Source organism: Actinosynnema sp. NPDC004786 (assembly GCF_053601135.1).
Genome location: NZ_JBSGBG010000026.1, coordinates 87,742 through 107,921, shown reverse-complemented (window position 1 = coordinate 107,921; position 20,180 = coordinate 87,742). Strand labels below are relative to the sequence as shown.

The 20,180-nt window shown below is 72.6% G+C and carries 18 protein-coding genes; 13 read left to right on the top strand and 5 right to left on the bottom strand.

Annotated elements, in window-relative coordinates; genetic code table 11:
- Position 1: 1 nt before the first annotated feature.
- The 4 genes from ACWEFJ_RS23300 (at position 2) to ACWEFJ_RS23285 (ending at position 4,478) form a co-directional block, all read left to right on the top strand.
- The gene (locus ACWEFJ_RS23300) at positions 2-880 is read left to right on the top strand and encodes an LLM class F420-dependent oxidoreductase (protein ID WP_449715022.1); all 879 of its coding nucleotides are present in this window, start codon (positions 2-4) and stop codon (positions 878-880) included.
- Between the two features lie 141 nt (positions 881-1,021).
- Positions 1,022-2,143, top strand: coding sequence for an acyltransferase family protein (locus ACWEFJ_RS23295; RefSeq protein WP_449715021.1), 1,122 nt, complete (start codon positions 1,022-1,024; stop codon positions 2,141-2,143).
- A 234-nt stretch (positions 2,144-2,377) separates the two neighbouring features.
- Complete coding sequence (locus ACWEFJ_RS23290; protein ID WP_378093814.1) at positions 2,378-3,160, top strand: helix-turn-helix transcriptional regulator; 783 nt, start codon at positions 2,378-2,380, stop codon at positions 3,158-3,160.
- A gap of 484 nt (positions 3,161-3,644) precedes the next feature.
- On the top strand, positions 3,645-4,478 hold the full coding sequence (locus ACWEFJ_RS23285; RefSeq protein WP_378093812.1) for a helix-turn-helix transcriptional regulator: 834 nt from the start codon (positions 3,645-3,647) through the stop codon (positions 4,476-4,478).
- A 161-nt stretch (positions 4,479-4,639) separates the two neighbouring features.
- Here ACWEFJ_RS23285 and ACWEFJ_RS23280 read toward each other — a convergent pair whose 3' ends face one another.
- Complete coding sequence (locus ACWEFJ_RS23280; protein WP_449715020.1) at positions 4,640-6,157, bottom strand: MFS transporter; 1,518 nt, start codon at positions 6,155-6,157, stop codon at positions 4,640-4,642.
- A gap of 366 nt (positions 6,158-6,523) precedes the next feature.
- Between ACWEFJ_RS23280 and ACWEFJ_RS23275 the strand changes: the two genes are divergently transcribed.
- From ACWEFJ_RS23275 to ACWEFJ_RS23235, 9 genes are all read left to right on the top strand, one after another.
- Entirely contained in the window at positions 6,524-6,958 is a 435-nt protein-coding gene (locus ACWEFJ_RS23275; protein ID WP_378091553.1) for a hypothetical protein, read from the top strand.
- 28 nt (positions 6,959-6,986) lie between these two features.
- The gene (locus ACWEFJ_RS23270; protein WP_378091555.1) at positions 6,987-7,814 is read left to right on the top strand and encodes a type 1 glutamine amidotransferase domain-containing protein; all 828 of its coding nucleotides are present in this window, start codon (positions 6,987-6,989) and stop codon (positions 7,812-7,814) included.
- Between the two features lie 72 nt (positions 7,815-7,886).
- Positions 7,887-9,500, top strand: coding sequence for a thiamine pyrophosphate-binding protein (locus ACWEFJ_RS23265; protein WP_449715019.1), 1,614 nt, complete (start codon positions 7,887-7,889; stop codon positions 9,498-9,500).
- Positions 9,497-10,339: a hypothetical protein gene (locus tag ACWEFJ_RS23260; RefSeq protein ID WP_449715018.1), complete on the top strand. Its 843-nt coding sequence runs from the start codon at positions 9,497-9,499 to the stop codon at positions 10,337-10,339. The genes ACWEFJ_RS23265 and ACWEFJ_RS23260 overlap by 4 nt, the downstream gene beginning before the upstream one ends.
- 170 nt (positions 10,340-10,509) lie before the next feature.
- On the top strand, positions 10,510-11,118 hold the full coding sequence (locus ACWEFJ_RS23255; RefSeq protein WP_378091561.1) for a DJ-1/PfpI family protein: 609 nt from the start codon (positions 10,510-10,512) through the stop codon (positions 11,116-11,118).
- Positions 11,115-12,944 carry an AGE family epimerase/isomerase gene (locus ACWEFJ_RS23250; RefSeq protein ID WP_449715017.1) on the top strand — a complete coding sequence of 610 codons (1,830 nt, stop codon included), beginning with the start codon at positions 11,115-11,117 and terminating at the stop codon, positions 12,942-12,944. The genes ACWEFJ_RS23255 and ACWEFJ_RS23250 overlap by 4 nt, the downstream gene beginning before the upstream one ends.
- Positions 12,941-14,992 (top strand): glycogen debranching protein, encoded by a 2,052-nt coding sequence (locus ACWEFJ_RS23245; RefSeq protein WP_449715016.1) that lies wholly within the window; start codon positions 12,941-12,943, stop codon positions 14,990-14,992. Before ACWEFJ_RS23250 ends, ACWEFJ_RS23245 begins: the two co-directional genes overlap by 4 nt.
- A gap of 13 nt (positions 14,993-15,005) precedes the next feature.
- Positions 15,006-15,314, top strand: coding sequence for an STAS domain-containing protein (locus ACWEFJ_RS23240; RefSeq protein WP_378091567.1), 309 nt, complete (start codon positions 15,006-15,008; stop codon positions 15,312-15,314).
- Between the two features lie 72 nt (positions 15,315-15,386).
- The gene (locus ACWEFJ_RS23235; protein WP_378091569.1) at positions 15,387-16,574 is read left to right on the top strand and encodes an IS701 family transposase; all 1,188 of its coding nucleotides are present in this window, start codon (positions 15,387-15,389) and stop codon (positions 16,572-16,574) included.
- A 408-nt stretch (positions 16,575-16,982) separates the two neighbouring features.
- Here the strand turns inward: ACWEFJ_RS23235 and ACWEFJ_RS23230 are convergent, their stop codons facing one another.
- From ACWEFJ_RS23230 to ACWEFJ_RS23215, 4 genes are read right to left on the bottom strand one after another with little or no spacing between them, the layout of a single operon-like run.
- Positions 16,983-17,477 (bottom strand): methylated-DNA--[protein]-cysteine S-methyltransferase, encoded by a 495-nt coding sequence (locus ACWEFJ_RS23230; protein ID WP_449715015.1) that lies wholly within the window; start codon positions 17,475-17,477, stop codon positions 16,983-16,985.
- Positions 17,478-17,482: 5 nt separating this feature from the next.
- Positions 17,483-18,733: an ATP-grasp domain-containing protein gene (locus tag ACWEFJ_RS23225; protein ID WP_378091571.1), complete on the bottom strand. Its 1,251-nt coding sequence runs from the start codon at positions 18,731-18,733 to the stop codon at positions 17,483-17,485.
- 34 nt (positions 18,734-18,767) lie between these two features.
- The gene (locus tag ACWEFJ_RS23220; protein WP_449715014.1) at positions 18,768-19,022 is read right to left on the bottom strand and encodes a hypothetical protein; all 255 of its coding nucleotides are present in this window, start codon (positions 19,020-19,022) and stop codon (positions 18,768-18,770) included.
- Complete coding sequence (locus tag ACWEFJ_RS23215; protein WP_449715013.1) at positions 19,019-20,053, bottom strand: NAD(P)/FAD-dependent oxidoreductase; 1,035 nt, start codon at positions 20,051-20,053, stop codon at positions 19,019-19,021. Before ACWEFJ_RS23215 ends, ACWEFJ_RS23220 begins: the two co-directional genes overlap by 4 nt.
- Positions 20,054-20,180 lie beyond the last annotated feature (127 nt).

Below are 20,180 nucleotides of genomic sequence, written 5' to 3'. Positions count from 1 at the left end.
CATGATCGTCCAACCGCCCGTCGACTACCCCAAGATCGGCCTGTTCTCGCTCAACGAGGGCGCGTCGGTCCCGCCCGGCGCGCTCGCGGAGGTCGCCATGCTGGCCGAGGAGCTGGGTTACGAGTCGCTGTGGATGGGCGAGCACCCGTTCCTGCCGAACGTGCCCGACCCGCACAGCCCGTGGAGCGCCCAGCTCGAACTGGTCGACCCCGTGGTGGCGTTGAGCTTCCTGGCGGGCATCACCAGCCGCATCCGCCTGGCCACCGGCATCCTGATCCTGCCGCTGCGCAACCCGATCGTGCTCGCCAAGGCCCTGTCGTCGCTGGACCACCTCTCCGGCGGCCGGCTCACCCTCGGCGTCGGCATGGGCTACATCGAGCACCAGGCCCGCATGTTCGGCATCGACTTCGCCACCCGGGCCGCCCGCGGCCGCGAGCACCTGGCCGCCATGCGCACGCTCTGGGAGGACGAGAAGCCCGAGTTCCACGGCCAGTACGTCGACTTCCAGGACGTCGACGCCCACCCCCGGCCCGTGCAGCGGCCCATCCCCGTCGTGGCGGGCGGCCACACGCCGGCCGCGCTGCGGTTCGCCGCGACCCGGTGCCAGGGCTGGTACGGGTTCGGGCCCAGCCCGCAGGCCGCCGCCGAGCTGGTGCGGCAGATCGAGGAGCAGGCCGCCCGCCACGGGCGGCCCGAGCACCTCGGCCCGCTGGAGATCACCGTCACGCCGCCGCGCGGTCCCGTCAGCGAGGACGCGCTGCGCGCCTACGCCGCCGCCGGCGTCCACCGGGTCGTCACGTTCCCGCAGGTCGGTGTGGACCTCGCCGGCCTGCTCGCCTATGTCCGCTCGCATGCGCCCACGCGCATCCCGGCTCACTGATCGCGAGGCGGTTGGTGTGTTTTCCGCACTGTGGTGTTCCCGCTCGACGTGGCCCCCGTGGCCCGCACTCGAATCGGAGGAATTTTCGCGATGTCACTCACCGCGACACCGGCTGAGAAATCTCAGCCGATATCGAACGCGTTGTCCAGATTGCCCTCCCTGACCGGTTTGCGCTTCGTCGCGGCCGGCATGGTGTTCTTCTTCCACGCCGCCTACGAGAACCTCTTCGCCGATCCGACGGCGCAGGGCGTCTTCATGGGCATCTTCAGCCAGGGCGGCTGGACCGGTGTCGGTTTCTTCTTCATCCTGAGCGGTTTCGTGCTCACCTGGTCGTCGAGGCCGACCGACACCACCACCCGGTTCTGGCGCCGCCGCTTCTTCAAGGTCTACCCCAACCACCTGGTGACCTACGTCATCGCACTGGTGCTGCTGCTGGCCACCGGGGTGGCGGTGGACGCGGGCGACGCGATCCTCAACCTGTTCCTGCTGCAGTCCTGGTCGCCGTCACTGGCGACGGAGGTCAGCATCAACCCGGTCGCGTGGTCGCTGTCGGTCGAGGCGTTGTTCTACCTGTCGTTCCCGTTCTGGATCAAGCTCGTGCGCAGGATCCCGGCGGGCCGGCTGTGGGCGTGGGCCATCGGCATCATGGCGGTGGTCTGGCTCGTCCCGTTCGCGGCGCACCTGCTGCCGAGCGAGCCGAAGCCGTTCTTCGCGCCCATCTCGGAGTGGCAGTTCTGGTTCGTCTACGTGCTGCCGCCCATGCGCGTCCTGGACTTCGTCCTGGGCATGCTGCTCGCCCAGATCGTGCTGAAGAAGAAGTGGATCAACCTGGGCATCCTGCCCGCGATGGGCCTGGTGGTCGTCGGCTACCTGCTCCCGCACGTGCTGCCGTGGGAGTTCCGCCTCGTGGCGACCACGGTCGTGCCGCTGGCGCTGCTCATCGCGGCCGTGGCCTCGGCCGACGTCGAGGGGAAGTGGTCGCCGTTCCGCAGCCGGACCATGGTCTGGCTGGGCGACATCTCCTTCGCGCTGTACCTGTGGCACCGGCTCACGCTCTACTACGGCAACCAGTTGCTCGGTGGCGGCAGCTGGAGCACGCCGGCCGCCCTCGGCGTGCTGGCGCTGCTGTTCGGCGCCACGATCCTGTTGTCCTGGATGCTGTTCAAGTTCGTCGAACAGCCGATCATGAAGAACTGGGCCTCGCCGCGGCGCAAGCCGCTCGAGCCCTCGGCGCAGGTGAACCCCACCGGCGCCGCCGTGTGACCCCGAGCGGTGTTCGGGCCGATTCGCGCTCGGCCCGAACACCGCACGGGCATTCAGGCGAAGCGTGAGGGCGCTGCCGCCCTCCGCGCCGCCAAGTCCCATGCTTCCACTCTCTCCCGGGCGGCCGTCACCTGCCAGTGGTGGTTCTTACTAGCAGTGACGATAGTGGTACTGTCACTTCCTGCCTCCGGCCGCTCGCACTCCGTATTCACCGAAGGGCCTAAGGTGGGACGTGTGGCTGAGAACGCTCACCGGCACGAACTGGCCGAGTTCCTCCGGGCCTGCCGACGCCGCCTGGGTCCCGAGCAGGCGGGTCTGCCCGTGCACGGCCGCAGGCGCACCCCCGGCCTGCGCCGGGAGGAGGTCGCGGCGCTCGCGGGCGTGAGCTCCACCTGGTACACGTACCTGGAGCAGGGGCGCAAGGTCCAGGCGTCCCGCGCGGTGCTGGACTCGCTGGCGAAGGCACTCCAGCTCAGCGTCGTGGAAGCGGCCCACCTGCTGCGCCTGGGCGGCTTCGCCGAGACCGGGCCGACGCCCGCGCCGTCGGACGAGCTGGACCCCGCGTTCCGCCGGCTGGTCGACGAGCTGGAGCCGACGCCCGCGTGGGTGCTCGACCGGTACTGGGACCTGCGCGCGTTCAACGCCGCCGCGGCCGACTGGCTGCCCGAGGTCCGCCACGCCCCGGTCCGCAACCTGTTCCGGTGGGTCATGACCGCGCCCGCGGCCAAGCAGTGGCTGGTCGACTGGGCCGAGGAGGCCCGGTCGCTGCTGGGGCAGTTCCGCGCCATGGCCGCGCGGCACCCCGGCGACGCGCGGTACCAGGCGCTGCTCGCCGAGGTGATCGACGCCGACCCCGCGATCGGCACGTGGTGGTCGCGCCAGGAGGTCCGCTCGGGCGCGCCCGCGGAGAAGCGCATCGCGCACCCCACCCTGGGGGTCCGGACCGTGCGGCACATGGCGTTGCAGGTGGTGGGGCGGGAGGACCTGTCCGTCGTGGTGTGCCTGAGCGGTTCGTAGGGCGCTCCCGGACGGTCCACTGAGGACCGTGCGGTCGCGGTGGCCGGATCTCGTCCCAAGAGGACGGTCGGCGCGGCGTGCGTCCCGGGCGTGGCGGCGCGACGACCCGGCGGGGCGGTTGCCGGATCGGACGTGCGGCGGACCAACGCCCCACGTCACGCACGGTGATCACCCGCGGTCGCCGAACGTCCGGTGATCGGCCGCCTGCCGGCCCCGCCCGCCACCCTCCCGAGACGGGAGTCCGAAGTCCCCACCGCAGCGTCCGAGGTGCGGAACGAGGCCACAGCCCGCCCCACGTGTGAGAAGGTGTCGCCCGCAAGACGGCGGACGGGTGGGTCGCCGCACGGCCACGAGACCGGGCGGGGACCGGCCCGACCCGAGGCGCCACTCCCCCGCCGCCGGCACTCGTCGCAGGTCATCCCCGCGCGAGACCCGAATACGATGACCGTGGCACAACGCTCGGCCGGACTGCGGAGAGACCCCGATGACAGATCACCGGAAGCGAGAACTCGGCGCGTTCCTGCGGGCCAGGAGGGAACGGCTCAAGCCGCAGGACGTCGGGCTGGCCGCGGGCGGCGGGCGGCGCCGCACCCCGGGCCTGCGGCGCGAGGAGGTCGCGCAGCTCTCCGGCGTGGGCCTGACCTGGTACACCTGGCTGGAACAGGGCCGGGACATCCCGTCGTCGCGGCAGGTCATCGAGGCGCTCGCGACGGCGCTGCGGCTGGACGACGACGACCGCAGCCACCTGTTCGAGCTGGCGGGCTTACGCGCGGCCGCGCAGCCCTCGCCCGGCGACAAGCTGCCCGCGCTGGTGCAGCGCGTGCTGGACAACCTCATGCCCAACCCCGCGTACGTCTTCGACCAGCGGCTCGACATCCTGGCGTGGAACGCGGCGCAGGCGAAGCTGTGGCTGGACCCGGCGAAGGTCGAGCCCGCCGAGCGCAACCTGCTGTGGCTGATCTTCACCGACACCGCGGTGCGCGAGCTGCTGGTCGACTGGGAGTCCGCGGCGCGCAACGTGCTCGGCCAGTTCCGCGCCTCGGCGGGCCGCAACGGCAACGACCGGAGGTTCGCCGAGATCGCCGACCGGCTGCGGGCGGTGAGCCCGGACTTCGGCAAGCGCTGGGACTCCTACCCGGTCGCGGAGTTCAACGTCGAGGTCAACGAGCTGGACCACCCGCTGGTCGGCCGCATCGACCTGGACCTGCTGCACCTGCGGCTGGTCGAGCACCCGACGTTGACGGTGGTGCTCCAGACGCCGGCGACGGCCATCGACTCGGCCCGCCTGGCGACCCTCCTCGACCGCCTGGACCGGTGACGGCCACACCGCCGGACCGCGCGCCGGCGGGTCCACCGGGTCCGGACCGCCCCGACGGACGTGGTGGTGGGCGCCCGGGGGATTGAGGCGCCCACCACCGACCCGTGCCCGCCCGGGGGGAGTGACGGGCACGGGGAGTCCCGCGCGGGACGAGCCCGCGGTCAGCCCGCCGCCGCGCGACGGCGGGACAGGCTCAGCCCGACCGCGCCGCCGACGACGGCGACGATCGTGGCGACGACCAGCGCGTAGCGGAAGCCCGACACCAGCGACGCCGGGTCGGCGTCCTCCAGCGCCACGCCCTCGCCGAGCAGGCCGCCGGTGACGCCCGCGGCGATGGCGGCGAACGCCGCCGCGCCCAGGGCCGCGCCGAGCTGCTGCGACGTGTTGAGCAGGCCGCCCGCGAGTCCCTGCTGGTGGTCGGGCACGCCCGCGGTCGCCGAGATGCTGATCACGACCACGGCCGCGACGTGGCCGAAGCCGATGATCGCGGTGCCCGCGATGATCAGCCAGATCGCGCCGGTGGCGGGCAGCACCGCGACCAGCGCCGTGCCGAGCGCCTGGAGCAGCAGGCCGCCGACCAGGGTGGCGGTCATGCCGATCCTCGCCGACAGCTTGGCCGTCACCATGCCCGCGACGACGGCGGTCGCGCCCAGCACGGCGAACGTCAGGCCGGTCTGCAGCGGGGTGAAGCCCTCGATGCCCTGCAGGTACAGGGTGAGCACGTAGGCGATGCCGACGAACGAGCCGATGATGAGGACGTTGATCAGGTTCGCGGTCAGCAGGACGCGCTGGGCGATCGCCTTCAGCGGCACGAGCGGGTGCTCGGTGCGCTGCTCCACGACGAGGAAGGCGACGAACAGCACGATCGACAGCACCAGGGCGACCAGCCAGCCGACGCCACCGTGCGTGATCGTGGACAGCGCGTAGACCATGCTGACCACCGAGCCGGTGATGGTGACCGCGCCGGGCACGTCCAGCTTGCGGGAGGTCGCCTCGCCGCGGCTCTCCTTGATCAACTTCGGCGCGAGCAGCGCCGCGCCCAGGCCGATGGGCACGTTGACGAAGAACACCCACCGCCAGTTCAGCAGGTCGGTGAGCACACCGCCCAGGATCACGCCGGAGGCGAAGCCGAAGGACAGCACCGCGCCGTAGACGCCGAGGGCGCGGTTGCGCTCGGGCCCCTCGGCGAACGACGTGGTCAGCAGGGACAGCGCGGCGGGCGCGACGACCGCGGCCGCGAGGCCCTGCGCGGCGCGCAGCAGCACGAGCTGGACGTCGTCCTGAGCGAAGCCCGCGACCAGCGACACGACGGCGAACGCGGCGAGCCCCGCGATGAACAGCCGGCGGCGTCCGTACAGGTCCGAGACCCGCCCGCCGAGCATGAGGAAACCGCCGAACGTGATCGCGTACGCGCTGATAATCCACTGCAGGCCGGTGGCCGAGAATTCCAGCTCGGACTGAATCACCGGCAGCGCCACGTTGGTGATGGAAAAGTCCAGGGCGATCATGAACTCGGCCAGGCACAGCAAGAGCAGGACCAGGCCGGCGTGCGGTTGCCGTCCGGGTGCGACCGACCCGGTGGGATCGGTCGTCGTGGTCGTGCCCGCGGTCGTCAGGTCGGGCGCGGTGGCGCCCGACGGTCCGTGCCCTGCCGCCGTCTGGTCGGCCGTGTGAGACAAAGTCGACTCCTCGATATAGCCGGCATTCACGCCGATGCGACCACTGTCCCGAGCCCGCAGACGGGTAGCCAGACCAGAGTCGGTCCTGTTAGCAGCACTACCAGGCTGAGCCGGCCGGCCGGGGCCCGCGGGCCGCCGCGGGCTCGACACCAGCACATTTACGACGGTACGAAAAACTTACCGTTACGAGTCCGCCAACAGCCCGCCCGCGCAATTCCGTCAAGTCCACCCAGTTGCACCGGCCGGCTTGCCCCAGCCCATCGGCGCGGATTGACTCGTGTCGTCAAAACGACACCAAAGATGTCCCGGCGGGTGACGGTCATCACGGTCCGTTCGCCACCGACGCCTTCATACGGGAGAAATGCAGTGGCAGCCACCCTCGACAATGATCTGATCAGCCGGTTCGTCGGCGACTGGTACCGCGCGCTCGACGAGCACGTCAGCGAGGACGAAGTTCTCGGATATCTCGTCGACACCAATCTGGAGATGACTTTCCCGGAAGGGAAGCTCACCTCGGTCGAGGAATTCCTGGGTTGGTACCGGACGGTCGTCAACCGATTTTTCGACGAGGTGCACGAGGTCACGGAAGTAACGTCGTCCATTCGCGGCGACGTGGCCGACGTTAAGGTGCGCGTGAATTGGCAGGCGCGCATCTGGAACCCGCCGGCGGCGACCAGCCAGTGGCTGGGCTTCGACGCCGACCAGACGTGGCAGGTCGTGCGCGACGACGCGGGGCGGCTGCGCATCCGCGCCTACGTCGTGGACGCCCTGCACCCGATGCCCGGCTCCGCCGAGCTGTGACCCACCCCCACAACCAGGGAGTAGAGAAGTGACCCGACGAGTTCTCGTGGTGCTGTCCGAGTACGGCTACTGGGGGGAGGAGCTGGTCGGTCCGCTGGAGGCGTTCGACGCCCGCGGCTACCAGGTCACCTTCGTCACCCCCACCGGCAAGCGCGCCCACGCCCTGCCGCCCAGCATGGACGCCGACTACATCGACCCGCCGCTGGGTCGCACGGTGACCACGCCGGAGATGGCCCGCGCGGTGCGCGCCCTGGACGAGTCCGACCGGCTGGACAACCCGCTCAGCCTGGCCGACCTCATCCCCGAGCGGCCCTACCACAGCTCCATCAACTTCCTGCGCGAGCTGGAGGCCTACCACCGCAACCTGCAGCCCGCGGTGGACGACCTGGTCGCGGCCTACGACGCGCTCGTGCTCGTCGGCGGCTCCGGCCCGCTGGTCGACATGGTCAACAACGAGCGCCTGCACGAGGTCGTCCTCGGCTTCCACGCCGCGGACAAGCCCATCCTCGCCGAGTGCTACGGCGTGACCGTGCTGGCCTTCGCCCGCGACTGGGAGTCCCGCCAGAGCATCATCTACGGCAAGCACGTCACGGGCCACCCGAAGGAGTACGACTACAAGGACGGCACCGGCTTCCTCGGCGTCGACTTCAACATGGGCCCGCCCCCGTTCCCGCTGGAGTACATCCTGCGCGACGCGACCGGCGCCTTCGGCGGCTTCCACGGCAACGTGGGCAAGGAGCTGTCGGTGATCGTGGACTACCCGTTCGTCACCGCGCGGTCCACTCCGGACTCCGCGCTGTCCGGTGAGCTGCTGGTGCAGACGCTGGAGAACGGCCTGCGCCGCTACGGCTGGTAAGGCGCCACGGGCGGACGCGGCGCCGGTCCGCGCCGCGTCCGCCACCACACTGGGGAAGGTGGAACGAAGCACATGAGCAAACGACCGGGACGGGTCGCGATCTTCGAGCAGTTCGCGGCCGACGGTATCAAGTACATGTTCGGCAACCCCGGCACCGTCGAGCAGGGCCTGCTCGACGCCATGGGCGAGACCGACATGTCCTACGTGCTGGCGTTGCAGGAGAGCGTGGCCGTGGCGATGGCCGACGGGTACGCCCGCGCCTCGCAGCAGCCGGGCCTGGTGCAGCTGCACACGGGGGTGGGCCTGGGCAACGCGGTCGGCATGCTGTACCAGGCGAAGCGGGGCGGCTCGCCGCTGGTCGTGATCGCGGGCGACGCCGGCGTGCGCTACGACGCGATGGACGCGCAGATGGCCGTGGACCTGGTGGCCATGGCCGAGCCGGTGACGAAGTACGCCACCCGGGTCACCGACCCGGACTCGGTGCTGCGGGTGCTGCGCCGGGCCGTGAAGATCGCCATGACGCCGCCGCGGGGGCCGGTGTTCGTGGCGCTGCCCGCGGACGTGCTCGACGCGGTCACCGAGGAGCCCGCGCTGCCGACCGTGGTGCCGTCCACCCGCGTGCTGCCCGAGCCCGCGCTGGTGGCGCGGATGGCGTCGGTGCTGTCGGGCGGCAACCGGCCGCTGATCCTGATGGGCGACGGCGTGGCGACCAGCGGCGCGCAGCGCGAGCTGGCGACCGTGGCCCAGCTGCTGGGCGCGCGGGTGTACGGGGTGAACAACTCGGAGGTCAACCTCGACGCGGCCGACCCGTCGTACGCGGGGAACCTGGGCCACATGTTCGGCACCGACAGCGCGCGCGTCGTCGGTGACGCGGACCGCGTGCTCATCGTGGGCACGTACGTGTTCCCCGAGGTGTTCCCCACGCTGCACAACCCGTTCTCGGACCAGGCGAAGATCGTCCACATCGACCTCGACGGGTACGAGATCGCCAAGAACCACCCGGTGGACATCGGCGTGATCGCCGACCCGAAGCTCACGCTCGCGGCGCTGGCCGTGGAGCTGGGGCACCAGGGCGGCGCGCCCGCCGCGCCGGCGCGGGTGACCGGGCGGACGGCCCCCGTCGTGTCGTCGGGTCCGCCGAGCGTGCTGGAGCTGTTCACCGAGCGGCTCGCGCAGCAGGCGCCGGGCGACCTGATCCTGTTCGACGAGGCGCTGACCGCGGGCGAGCCGCTGGGCAGGCACCTGCCCGCGCGCGAACCGGGCCGGTTCTTCCAGACCCGCGGCGGGTCGCTCGGGATCGGCATCCCCGGTGCGCTGGGGGCGAAGCTCGCGCGGCCCGACCAGTCGGTGGTGGCGTTCACCGGCGACGGCGGCAGCATGTACACGATCCAGGCGCTGTGGACGGCCGCCCGGTACGGGATCGACGCCAAGTTCGTGATCTGCAACAACGGCCGGTACCGGTTGCTGGACCACAACATCGACCAGTACTGGCGGGAGCAGGGCATCGAGCCGCACGCCCGGCCGGGCGCGTTCGACCTCACCACGCCTCCCATCGGGTTCACGCAGCTCGCCTCGTCGCTGGGGGTGCCGGGGCGGAGGGTGAGCCGGCTGCGCGAGGTGGACGGCGCGGTGGCCGAGATGCTGAGCCACCGCGGGCCGTTCCTGATCGACCTGGTGATCGAGTGAGCGGGCAGGGCGACCGGGGTCGGTTGCACCGCGCCGAGGTCGTGGCGCTGGTGCGGGACTGGCACGGCGCGCTGGAGCGGCACGCCGACGTGGAGCGGCTGCGGGAGATGCTGGTGCGGTCGGGGTTGCTGCTGCGGCTGCCCGGCGCGACCGTGCGGGACGGCGAGGAGTTCGCCCGGTGGTACCGGGGGTTGAACGACTCGTGCTTCGACCAGCGGCGGGACGTCGTCTCGGTGGCGGTCGAGCTGGTGTCGCCGCTGCACGCCGAGGTCACGGTGACGCTGAGGTGGGAGTCGCGGAGCTGGCGGGGACCCGCGCCGCGCAGCCGCTGGACCGGGTGCCTGATCACCGAGCAGTGGCTGGTGGTGCGCCAGGACGGCGCGCCGCGCATCCGCACCCTGATCACGCAGGCCGCCCAGCCGCTGCCGGGCTCTCCCCCACCGGTCGCGGACACCCCGTCGACCGCGCGCACGGCCCGGCCGGCGGCCGGCTCCGGGTCGGAGGCGTACCCGGGACCGGCCGACACCGCGGTCGCGTCCGGCACGCGGCCGGCGGCCGGCTCCACGCCGGCCGTCCACCCGGCCCGGGTCGACACGTCAACCGCAACCGGCACGCGCCCGGCGGTCGGCTCCACGCCGATCCCGTACCCGCAACCGGCCGCCGCGTCGGCCGCACGCGGCACGTGGGGCATCGGCGGGCCGTCGGGTGCACGCAGCGGGCCGGCGGCAGTCGGCACCCCGGCCGGCGCGGACGGCGCGCGCCCGCCCGAGGACGCGGTGGTCCCGGGGCGCTCCTCGGACGCGGTGGACCAGGCGCGCGGCGAGCTGGTCACGAGCTGAGCACCGCCTGATCCACCGCCTTACCCGATCCACCTCCCCACCACCGGCGGCGCCGCGGCACTTCCGCGCGCGCCCGGTGTCACGCGGTGGCGGGCGGCCCACGCCGCCCGCCACCCACCGTGCCGCGACGAGGCGGCAGTCCACTTCGGACCACCCAGATGGAGAATCCCATGGACCTGAACGCTCCCGTCCTCCCCGGGCCGCTCGCCGGGCTGCGCATCGGCATCCTGATGGAGAGCGACTTCGTGGAGGCGGAGATCGCCTACTACCGCCTGCGGTTCGCCGAGGCGGGCGCCGAGGTGAAGCTCTACACCCGCCTGTGGGGCAACGAGTCGCTCACCTTCACCGGTCGCGAGCTCGGCGGCGAGATCAAGGTGGACGGCGACCTGGAGGCGCTGGACTACCACGAGCTGAACAGCCTGCACGCCCTCATCGTGCCCTCCGGCATGGTGTCGGACCGGCTGCGCTACAGCGAACGGCCCGGCGGCGTGGCGCCGGCGGTGCAGGTGATGCGCCGCGCGTTCCGCATCCCGCGGCTGCTGAAGGTGTTCTCCTGCCACGGCCTGTGGCTGATGTCGGCGGCGCCGGAGGTCATGGCCGGGCGCACGGTCACCTGCCACAACAACCTCGTCAGCGACGTGCGCAACATGGGCGCGATCTACTCCGACACCGACGTGGCGGTGGACCGCGACCTGATCAGCACCCGCACCGTCGAGCACTGCCACCTGCTCGCCCGCACGGTCATCGACCAGCTCTCGTCCAGGCTGGTGGCGGCGTGACGACGGCACCCGAACGCACCTACTCCGACCTCTACGGCGGGTACGTCGTCGAGTCGTCGGGCGACCGGCTGGTGCTGACCACGTTCGGCGGGGACCGCGAGGTCGTGCACCGCACGTCCGAGACCTCCGCCCAGCTCGTGCGCAACCTCGGCGAGCCCTACCGGGACGTCAACGGCCGGCTGGACGACATGCTGCGGCCGGGCGCGATGGTGTTCACCTTCGGCCCGATCTACCCCGAGCCGCGCCGCCAGCAGGCGGAGCGGATCTGGGTGGTCGCCGACGAGGCGGGCCGCCCGGTGTTCGACCGCCCCGACTGGTGGGTCGACCAGATCCGGTCGCTGGCCCGGTTCTACCGGCACGCGCAGTTCGGCGCGGGACCGGTGGACTTCGCCGACTACCGCACCGTGCTGCGGCTGGGCGGGGACAAGACCGACTCGCACGTGCAGGAGACCGACACGATCTCCCGCCTGGTCTACGGCATGGCCACCGCGTACATGCTGACCGGCGACGAGGCGCACCTGGAGGTCGCCGAGCGCGGCTCGGAGTACCTGCGCGACAACCTGCGCTTCGTGGACGAGACCGACGTCGGCCGCCTCGTGTACTGGTACCACGGGCTGGAGGTGGACGGCGGCAGGCAGCGCAAGCTGTTCGCGTCGGAGTTCAGCGACGACGAGCTGACCATCCCGGCCTACGAGCAGATCTACGCGCTCAGCGGCCTGGTGCAGACCTACCGGGTCACCGGCACGCCGTGGCTGCGCGACGACATCGAGGCGACGATCCGGCTGTTCGAGCGGCACTACGCGGACCCGCGGCTGGGCGGCTACTTCTCGCACATCGACCCGCTCACGCTGAGCCCGCACGCGGAAGCCCTGGGGCGCAACAGGTCGCGGAAGAACTGGAACTCCGTCGGCGACCACGCCCCGGCCTACCTGTTCAACCTGTACCTGGCCACCGGCGACCAGCGCTACCTGCGGATGCTGGAGCACACGTTCGACATGATCGTGACCCACTTCCCCGACCGCGGACCGGACGCGAGCCCGTTCGTGCGCGAGCGGTTCCACGCGGACTGGACGCCGGACAAGACGTGGGGGTGGCAGCAGGACCGCGCGGTGGTGGGGCACAACCTCAAGATCGCGTGGAACCTCACCCGGATGAACACGTTGCGCCCCAAGAACGAGTACACCCGCACGGCCGCGCGGCTGGCCGCCACCATGCCGGGCGTGGGCCGCGACCCGCGCCGGGGCGGCTGGTACGACGTGCTGGAGCGGCAGGCCCGCGACGGGCGGCACGCGTTCGTCTGGCACGACCGCAAGGCGTGGTGGCAGCAGGAGCAGGCGATCCTGGCCTACCTGATCCTGGCCGGGTCCACCGGTGACGCGGAGTACCTGCGGCACGCGGCCGAGGCGGAGGCGTTCTACAACGCGTTCTTCCTCGACCACGACGACGGCGCGGTGTACTTCTCGGTGCAGGCGGCCGGTTCGCCGTACCTCTCCGGGCTGGAACGCCTCAAGGGCAACCACTCGATGAGCATGTACCACTCCGCGGAGCTGTGCTACCTCGCCACCGTCTACAACAGACTGCTGTGGCACCGCGAGCCGCTCGACCTGTGGTTTTCGCCCGACCCGGACGCGGCGTTCCCCGGCGACCTGCTGCGGGTCGCGCCGGACGCGCTGCCGCGCGGGCGCGTGGTGCTGGACCGCGTGCTGGTGGACGGCAGCCCCTACCGGGACTTCGACGCGGAGAAGATGACCGTGAAGCTGCCGGGGGGCGCGGCGCGGCGCACCGTCCAGGTGCGGCTGCGGCCCCTGGGGGAGGACGAGCGGTGACCGTGACGGCGACGGGCCGCCTGGGCGGGCTCCGGCTCGTCCCGGGCAGCCCCACCCCGTTCGGGGCGACCCCGACGGCCGACGGCGTGAACTTCGCGGTCGCCGCGGCACGGGCCGACCGCGTGTGGCTGGTGCTGATGGACCGCGCGGACGGCTCCGTGCTGACCGAGCTGGAGTTCCCGCCGGCGTCCCGGGTGGGCGAGGTGTTCGCCGCGCACGCCGTCGGGCTGCGGCCCACCGACGCCGACTACGGGTTCCGGGTCGAGCGCCACGGCGAGCGCGGACCGGTCCTGCTCGACCCGGACGCCCGGCTGCTCGCGGGGTCCGGCGAGTGGGGGCAGCGGCCGCACTACCGGTCCCGCATCGCCACCCCGGACTTCGACTGGGGCGACGACCGGCCGCCGCGGGTGCCCACCGAGGACCTGGTCGTGTACGAGTTGCACGTGCGCGGCTTCACCCGGTCCGATTCGTCCGGAGTGGCCAGTCCGGGGACGTTCGCCGGGTTGGCGGAGAAGATCCCCTACCTGAAGTGGCTCGGCGTGAACTGCGTGGAGCTGATGCCGGTCTTCGAGTTCGACGAGACCGACAACGTCCACGTGCACCCGGAGACGGGCGTGCCGCTGCTCAACACCTGGGGCTACAGCCCGGTGGGCGTGTTCGCGCCGAAGGCGAACTACGCGGGCGGCGACCGGCCCGACCTGGAGCTGAAGGAGTTGGTGAAGCGGCTGCACGCGGCGGGCATCGAGGTGGTGCTGGACGTGGTGTTCAACCACACGTCCGAAGGCGACCACCGCGGACCGACGCTGTCGTTGCGCGGCTTGGACGAGTCGTCGTACTACCTGCTGGACGAATCGGGGCGGCACCTCAACTTCAGCGGCGCGGGCAACACGCTCAACGCCAACCACCCGCTGGTGCGGGACTGGGTGGTGCGCAGCCTGCGGCACTGGGTGCACGAGTACCACGTGGACGGGTTCCGCTTCGACCTCGCGTCCGTGCTGACCCGCGGCCGCGACGGCGCGCCGCTGGCCGACCCGCCGCTCGTGGCGGCGCTGGCCGCGGACCCGGTGCTGGCCGGCACCCGGCTCATCGCCGAGGCGTGGGACGCGGGCGGCCTCTACCAGGTCGGCGCGTTCCCGCACTACGGCCGGTGGATGGAGTGGAACGGTCGTTACCGGGACGCGCTGCGGGCGTTCCTGGTGGGCCGGGACGGGACCGCGGGCGACGTGGCCACCCGACTCGTGGGATCGCCGGACCTCTACAGCGGGCGCGGCGCCACCGCGTCGATCAACTTCGTGACCTGCCACGACGGGTTCACCTTGGCGGACTGGGCGTCGTACGACCACAAGCACAACGACCTCAACGGCGAGGACGGCCGCGACGGCGAGAACCACAACCTCAGCTGGAACGGTGGCGTGGAGGGCCCGACGGACGACCCGGACGTGCTCGCGGTGCGGGCCCGGCAGGTGCGCAACGCGCTGTTGTTGCTGCTCACGAGCCGGGGCGTGCCGATGCTGCTGGCCGGCGACGAGTTCGGCCGGTCCCAGGGCGGCAACAACAACGCCTACCCGCACGACGACCCGCGGACGTGGCTGGACTGGTCGCTGGTCGAGCGCAACCGGGAGCTGGTCGAGTTCACGAGGGCGTGCCTGCGGTTCCGCCGGGAGCACCCGGTGCTGCGGCGTGCCGAACACCCGCACGGCGAATCCACACCGGACGGTGACTACCCGCCGGTCAGCTGGCACGGTGAGCAGCCGTGGCAACCGGACTGGTCGGCGGGGTCGCACGTCGTGATCGCGATGATGCACGATCCGAATCCGAGGGGGGAGGGATTGTCGGATCGTTTGGATACTGTGGTCGTGGCCGCGAACTCCGGTTCCGAGGACAAGGTAGTGGCACTCCCCCAGCCACCCGCCGACAGCACGTGGCGAGTCTTCGCCAACACCGGTGCCGCCCAGCCGCTCGACGCATCGACGACGCTGCGCGACGGCCACGTCCTGCGCCTGCCCGCGCGGTCCGCGGCCGTGCTGTGGGCACACACACCGTCCTAGGAGGAGGGTTCAGATGAGCACGTCGGTCTACTCGGGGTCCAACGGCCGATCCACCACGATCCACCTGGCAGGCGAAGTGGACGACGAGGCGCTGCCCCGTCTGCGGGACCTGCTCGACGAGCTCGGCGGCCGCCAGGTGCGCCGCCTGGTCATCGAGATGCGCGAGGTCACCGGCCTGACGCCGGGGGCCGTCCGCGCCCTGGTCTACGCCCAGCAACGGCTGCCGGCGGGCGCCGAGGTCATCGTCGTCGGCGCGCGGCCGTCGGTGATGGCGGCGCTGGCGCTGGGCGGGTTGGGAGGTACCGCGACTCTGGCGAGCTAGTCGTGCCCGGAGCCCGGCGCGGCGGCAAGTTGGCGCGTTCGGGCCTAGACAAGACACTTGGGGGAGTTCCTGGTGGAGTTGCAGACGCATTTAGCCGGCGGTGCGCGAGCCTTCGTGCACCGGATGTTCCAGTCCATGCCGCGGGCGGACCAGCGGCGTTGGGCCGAGATCTACCTGTCCGGCCTGGTCAAGGCGACCGGGCGCAAGTCCATCAGCAAGATCGCCGAGCTGGCGGGCGGCGGTTCCGCCGTCCAGTCGCTGCAGCAGTTCGTCAACCAGAGCCCGTGGGACTGGCAGCCGGTGCGCGACGCGCTGGCGCTGTACCTCGCGGAGCGGTTGCCGGTGCGGGCTTGGTTGATCGGGTACGCGGTCATCCACAAGCGCGGCGACCACTCGGTCGGGGTCGAGCGCCGGTTCGTGCGTGACGCGGGACGCCTGGTCAACTGTCAACTGGGGTTGAGCCTGCAGCTGGACGTCGAGGAGACCGCCGTGCCGGTCAACTGGCGGTTGCTGCTGTCGAGGCGGTGGGTCGACGACGCGGAGCGGCGCCGTCGGACCCGCATCCCGGAGCACGAGGACGGGATGTGCGAGCGCGAGTACATGCTGGGGATGCTCGACGAGTTGACCGCGTTGCGGGTGCCGACCGCGCCGGTGGTGTTCGACGCCACGGACGTGCCCAACACGCTGCAACTGCTCGATGACCTGACCGATCGCGGACTGGGGTACGTGATCGGCGTCAAAGGCGACGAACGCCTGTTGGCCGAGCCGCACCTGCGTGCGGTGATGGCGACCAGGCAGGCGGACCAGAGGGCCGCGCGGCGGGCGCTGAGCCCGTCGGAGATCCTCCGGGGCTGGCGGGACCACCCGTCGTCCCACCGCGTCTGGCCGCGGCTGACGGGGCGCGGCGCGGGCCGCGTCCAGGTCCGCGCGGCGTCGGCGCGGCTGGTCAACACCGAACGGCGGCAGGGCCCGCCGGTGCGGCTGGTGGCCGAGCGACCGCTGGGCAGCGCCACCCCGACGAGGTACTGGATCACCAACCTGGTGGACCGGCCGGTCCCGGAGCTGTTCGACCTGATCACCAGGAAGGACCGGGCGGACGCGAACGCGGCGCGGGACCCCTACGGCCTGCACGACTTCGAGGGCCGCAGCTACCAGGGTTGGCACCACCACATGACGATGGTGTCGGTGGCGCACGCGTACGCGCTGCTGACCGGCGAGGGCGCGACCGACTACCTGGAGTCGGAGAACGCCACGTCGTGACGGTGAACCCGGGCAGCCCGCCGCAAGCCGGCGGCGGGCTCCCGTCCACTTCGGACCCGCGAAGTCCCGGCCCGCGTCCCGGCCGAGGCTCGCGGTTCGACGCGTCCACGGACCCGCCGTCGGGTTCACAGTTCCGGCCCACGGCCCACGGGTCCCGGCTCCCGGCTCCCGGCTCCCGGCTCCCGGCTCCCGGGGCGGGCCTACCGGCTGCGCGCGGCGAGCGTGCCACGTGCCGGGTTCCGCGTGACCGGCCGATCCGGGCACAGGCGGTCATCCCGCGGCAAACCGGTCGGTTCCGGACAGTCGTCGGGCCGGTCCGCGAACCCCGCGAACCGGCCCGTACCGGGCACACCGCCCGACCGCCTCACGCCGTCACCCGTCGCGGGGAACGCGCCGGGTCGCCCGTCCTCACCAGAGCAGGTCGCCGCGCTCGAAGCCGAGCAGCATCCGCTTGCGCTCGATCCCGCCGCCGTACCCGGTCAGACCGCCGGTCGAGCCGACGACCCGGTGGCACGGCACGATGATGCTGATCGGGTTCTTGCCGTTGGCCAACCCGACCGCGCGCGAGGCGGTCGGGCGGCCGATGCGGGCGGCCAGCTCGCCGTAGGTCATCGTCTCCCCGTGCGGGATCTCCTTGAGCGCGTCCCACACGGTCCGCTGGAACGGGGTGCCGGCCATCGACAGCGGCAGGTCGAACGCGGTCCGCTTGCCCGCGAAGTACTCCTCCAGCTGCGCGACGACCTCCCCGAACGGGGAGTCGTCGCGGTCGCCGAAGGTCTCGAAGGCCGGCCGGTGCCGGTGCTCGCTCATGTAGAGGCCGGCGAGGACACCGTCCCGCGCGACCAGCGTCAGCTCACCGATCGGGCTGTCGACCACCGTGTGCACGGCGACTGGGGTTGGCATGGCGGTCATTCTGCCGCGCGGACCTCCACGCGGATCGCGGCGGCCGCCTTCTCCGCGAGCGCGGCCGCCTCGGCCGGCGTGTCGGCCACGACCGTCACGGAACCGGCCCGGTCCCACGAGCTGCGCAGCTCGTGCACGGTCTCGCCGGGCGCGACCGACACCGACGCGGACAGCACGCCGGGCATCGCCTTGACCTCGTCCAGGCCCTCGACCGACACGACCTCGCCGGGCTCGGCCCGCAGGAAGCGCACGGACGCGGCGCGCTCGGCCCCGGCGGGCAGCGCGGGCGGCTCCTCGCCGCGCATCAGCGTGTAGTACCGCTCGGCCAGCGGGAAGCCGTACGCCTCGTCGATCAGCCAGGTGATGCCGTCGCCGGGGAACCGGCCGGCGCACTCGACCAGGTGCGGCACGCCGCCGGAGAGGATCCACTCGCAGTGCACGATCCCGGTGCCGAAGCCGACCGCGCGCAGCACCGCCTCCGTCCGCTCGGCCAGCAGGGCTGCGGTCTCCCCGGGCAGGTCGGCGGGCACCAGGTGGCCCAGCTCGATCGGGCGCGGCCCGGGGAACAGGGTCTTGCCGGTGATGTTGGTGAACACCGGCACGCCGTCGCGGACCAGCATCTCCACGCTGTACTCCGCGCCGCTGACGAACGTCTCGACCAGCATCCGCAGCGGGATCTCGCGGTCGGGCACGAGGATGCCCTCGTCCTGGCTCGCCAGGCACTCCCGCCACGCCTGGTCGACCTCGGCCGGGTCGTGCAGCACCTTCGTGCCGAGCGACGCCTGCCGGTTCGCGGGCTTGAGCACGACCTGGCCGGGGTGCTCGGCCATGAAGGCCCGCACGTCGTCGGGCGAGGACACGGCCGTGGACACCGGGTTGGCGACGCCGGCGGCACGGGTGACGCGGCGCAGCAGCTCCTTGTCGCGCAGCAGCGCGGCCGCGCCGCTGGTCGCGCCGGGCAGCCCGTAGCGCTCGGCGAGCCGGGCGGCAAACGGCGTCGCGTACTCCAGCAGCGGCACGACGTAGGCCGGGTCGAGGTCCGGGTAGGTGTTGTAGAACTCGTCGGCCGCGCCCGGGAGCTGGTACTCCCACGGCACGAGTTCGCGCAGCGAGGCCGCGCCGGCCATCTTGTCCGCGATGTCCCTCTTGCGGATGACGTCCGGCTCGTCCACGAGGACCATCGACCCGTCCTCGAACTCGGGGCGGGTGGGCAGCGGCGCCAGGAAGCCGACGATGATCACCGGTCGCGCGGTCATGGTGTCCTCTCGAAGGTCGGTCGGGTTCGGCACACTATCGGGTGGTGCCGAGCGTCGGCGGGCAGACGGGCCGCCTGCTGGACGGCTGGGGGCGGCGGGAGGCGCGGCGCGCTCCACCGGCGTCGCGCGGTGCCCGGGCGTGCCGGTCCACCGGGGCCGGGTCGACCGATCGGCGCACGTCGGCGCAGCTCCACGGGCGCGGCGACCGCGCCGGACCGCCGCCCGCGACCCGCCGACGCGCCGCGCGGCGACCGTCCACACCGGACACGTCCGGCACGGCCCCGGTCACGCCCCCGCCACCTCCTCGGCGACGCGCTCGGCGACGACGGGCGCGGTGCGGAAGCCGTCGCCGCCGCTGGCGGCCCGCGCCCAGGCGGCCGGCCCGATCCGGACCAGGCTCCCGCCACCGGTGTCCGGGTCGACCGCGTAGTGGCACGTCCGCACGGCGGTCACGGTGTAGCGCTCGTGGTCGTTCAGCACGGACGACAGCGCCAGGTGGTCGGTCCACCGGTCGGTCTCGTCGCCCACCTCGTCCACCTCGCGGCACAGCGCCGCGGAGCTGATCTTGAGCCGGGTGCCGTCGCCCGGCGGGATGAGCCACGCCAGGCCGTCGTCGCCGATGCGGCCGGCGCTGGGCGCGCCCTCCCACCACCGCGCCGGCTCGTCGGGCGGTCGCAGGTAGACGATCCGTTGGCGGTGCAGCACGGTCGGCACGTCGACCAGCTCCCGGGACCACGGTCCGGCGGCCACCAGCAGCACGTCCCCGCGCACGGTGGACCCGTCGGCCAGGTGCACCGCGGCGCGGTCGGCGTCGACCTCGCGGACGGCGCTGCCCGGTCGCAGCGCCACCAGCGGGTGCTCGCGCAGCCAGCGCGCGGCGGCGTCGAGGACCCGGTCGGCCAGGAGCACGCCCGCGTCGGCTTCGAGCAGGCCGACCGCGCCGGCCGGGAAGCGGATGTGCGGGTACTTCTCCGGCTCCACCGGGGAGACCGGCGTGCCGGCCTCGCGCGCGACGTCGAGCGCCGCGTCCGCCGACTCGGCGGGCCACCCGGTGACCACGCCGACCCGCCGGTAGAAGGGCGTGCCGAGCAGGGACTCCAGCTCCAGCCAGTGCCGGTGCAGCACCGCCGAGGCGCGGGTGGCGGCCACGTCGCCCGGGTCGAGCGCGCGGAGGGCCCGGTGCTCGTCGTGGGAGGTGGAGGCCGGGTTGGGCACGGGGCCCACGTCCAGCACGGTGACCCGCGCACCGGACCGCGCGCACCGGACTGCGGTGAGCAGACCGGTGACCCCGGCTCCCACGACGACCAAGTGCCGACCCACCTCGCACCACCCTTCCCGGCGACACCCGCCGCCGGACTCCTCCGGACCCGACCACGGCCTGGGCGCGACCGGCCACCGCACCGCCGGCGGCCACGACGCCGCCCGCGCCGCGAACCGCGACCGGGCC

What these genes read in the sequence shown, in the direction of transcription:
- ACWEFJ_RS23300 (WP_449715022.1), top strand. Translation starts at nt 2, where the DNA reads ATGATCGTCCAACCGCCCGTCGACTACCCCAAGATCGGCCTGTTCTCG.
- ACWEFJ_RS23285 (WP_378093812.1), top strand. Translation starts at nt 3,645, where the DNA reads ATGACAGATCACCGGAAGCGAGAACTCGGCGCGTTCCTGCGGGCCAGG.
- ACWEFJ_RS23265 (WP_449715019.1), top strand. Translation starts at nt 7,887, where the DNA reads ATGAGCAAACGACCGGGACGGGTCGCGATCTTCGAGCAGTTCGCGGCC.
- ACWEFJ_RS23255 (WP_378091561.1), top strand. Translation starts at nt 10,510, where the DNA reads ATGGACCTGAACGCTCCCGTCCTCCCCGGGCCGCTCGCCGGGCTGCGC.
- ACWEFJ_RS23240 (WP_378091567.1), top strand. Translation starts at nt 15,006, where the DNA reads ATGAGCACGTCGGTCTACTCGGGGTCCAACGGCCGATCCACCACGATC.
- ACWEFJ_RS23230 (WP_449715015.1), bottom strand. Translation starts at nt 17,477, where the DNA reads ATGCCAACCCCAGTCGCCGTGCACACGGTGGTCGACAGCCCGATCGGT.
- ACWEFJ_RS23225 (WP_378091571.1), bottom strand. Translation starts at nt 18,733, where the DNA reads ATGACCGCGCGACCGGTGATCATCGTCGGCTTCCTGGCGCCGCTGCCC.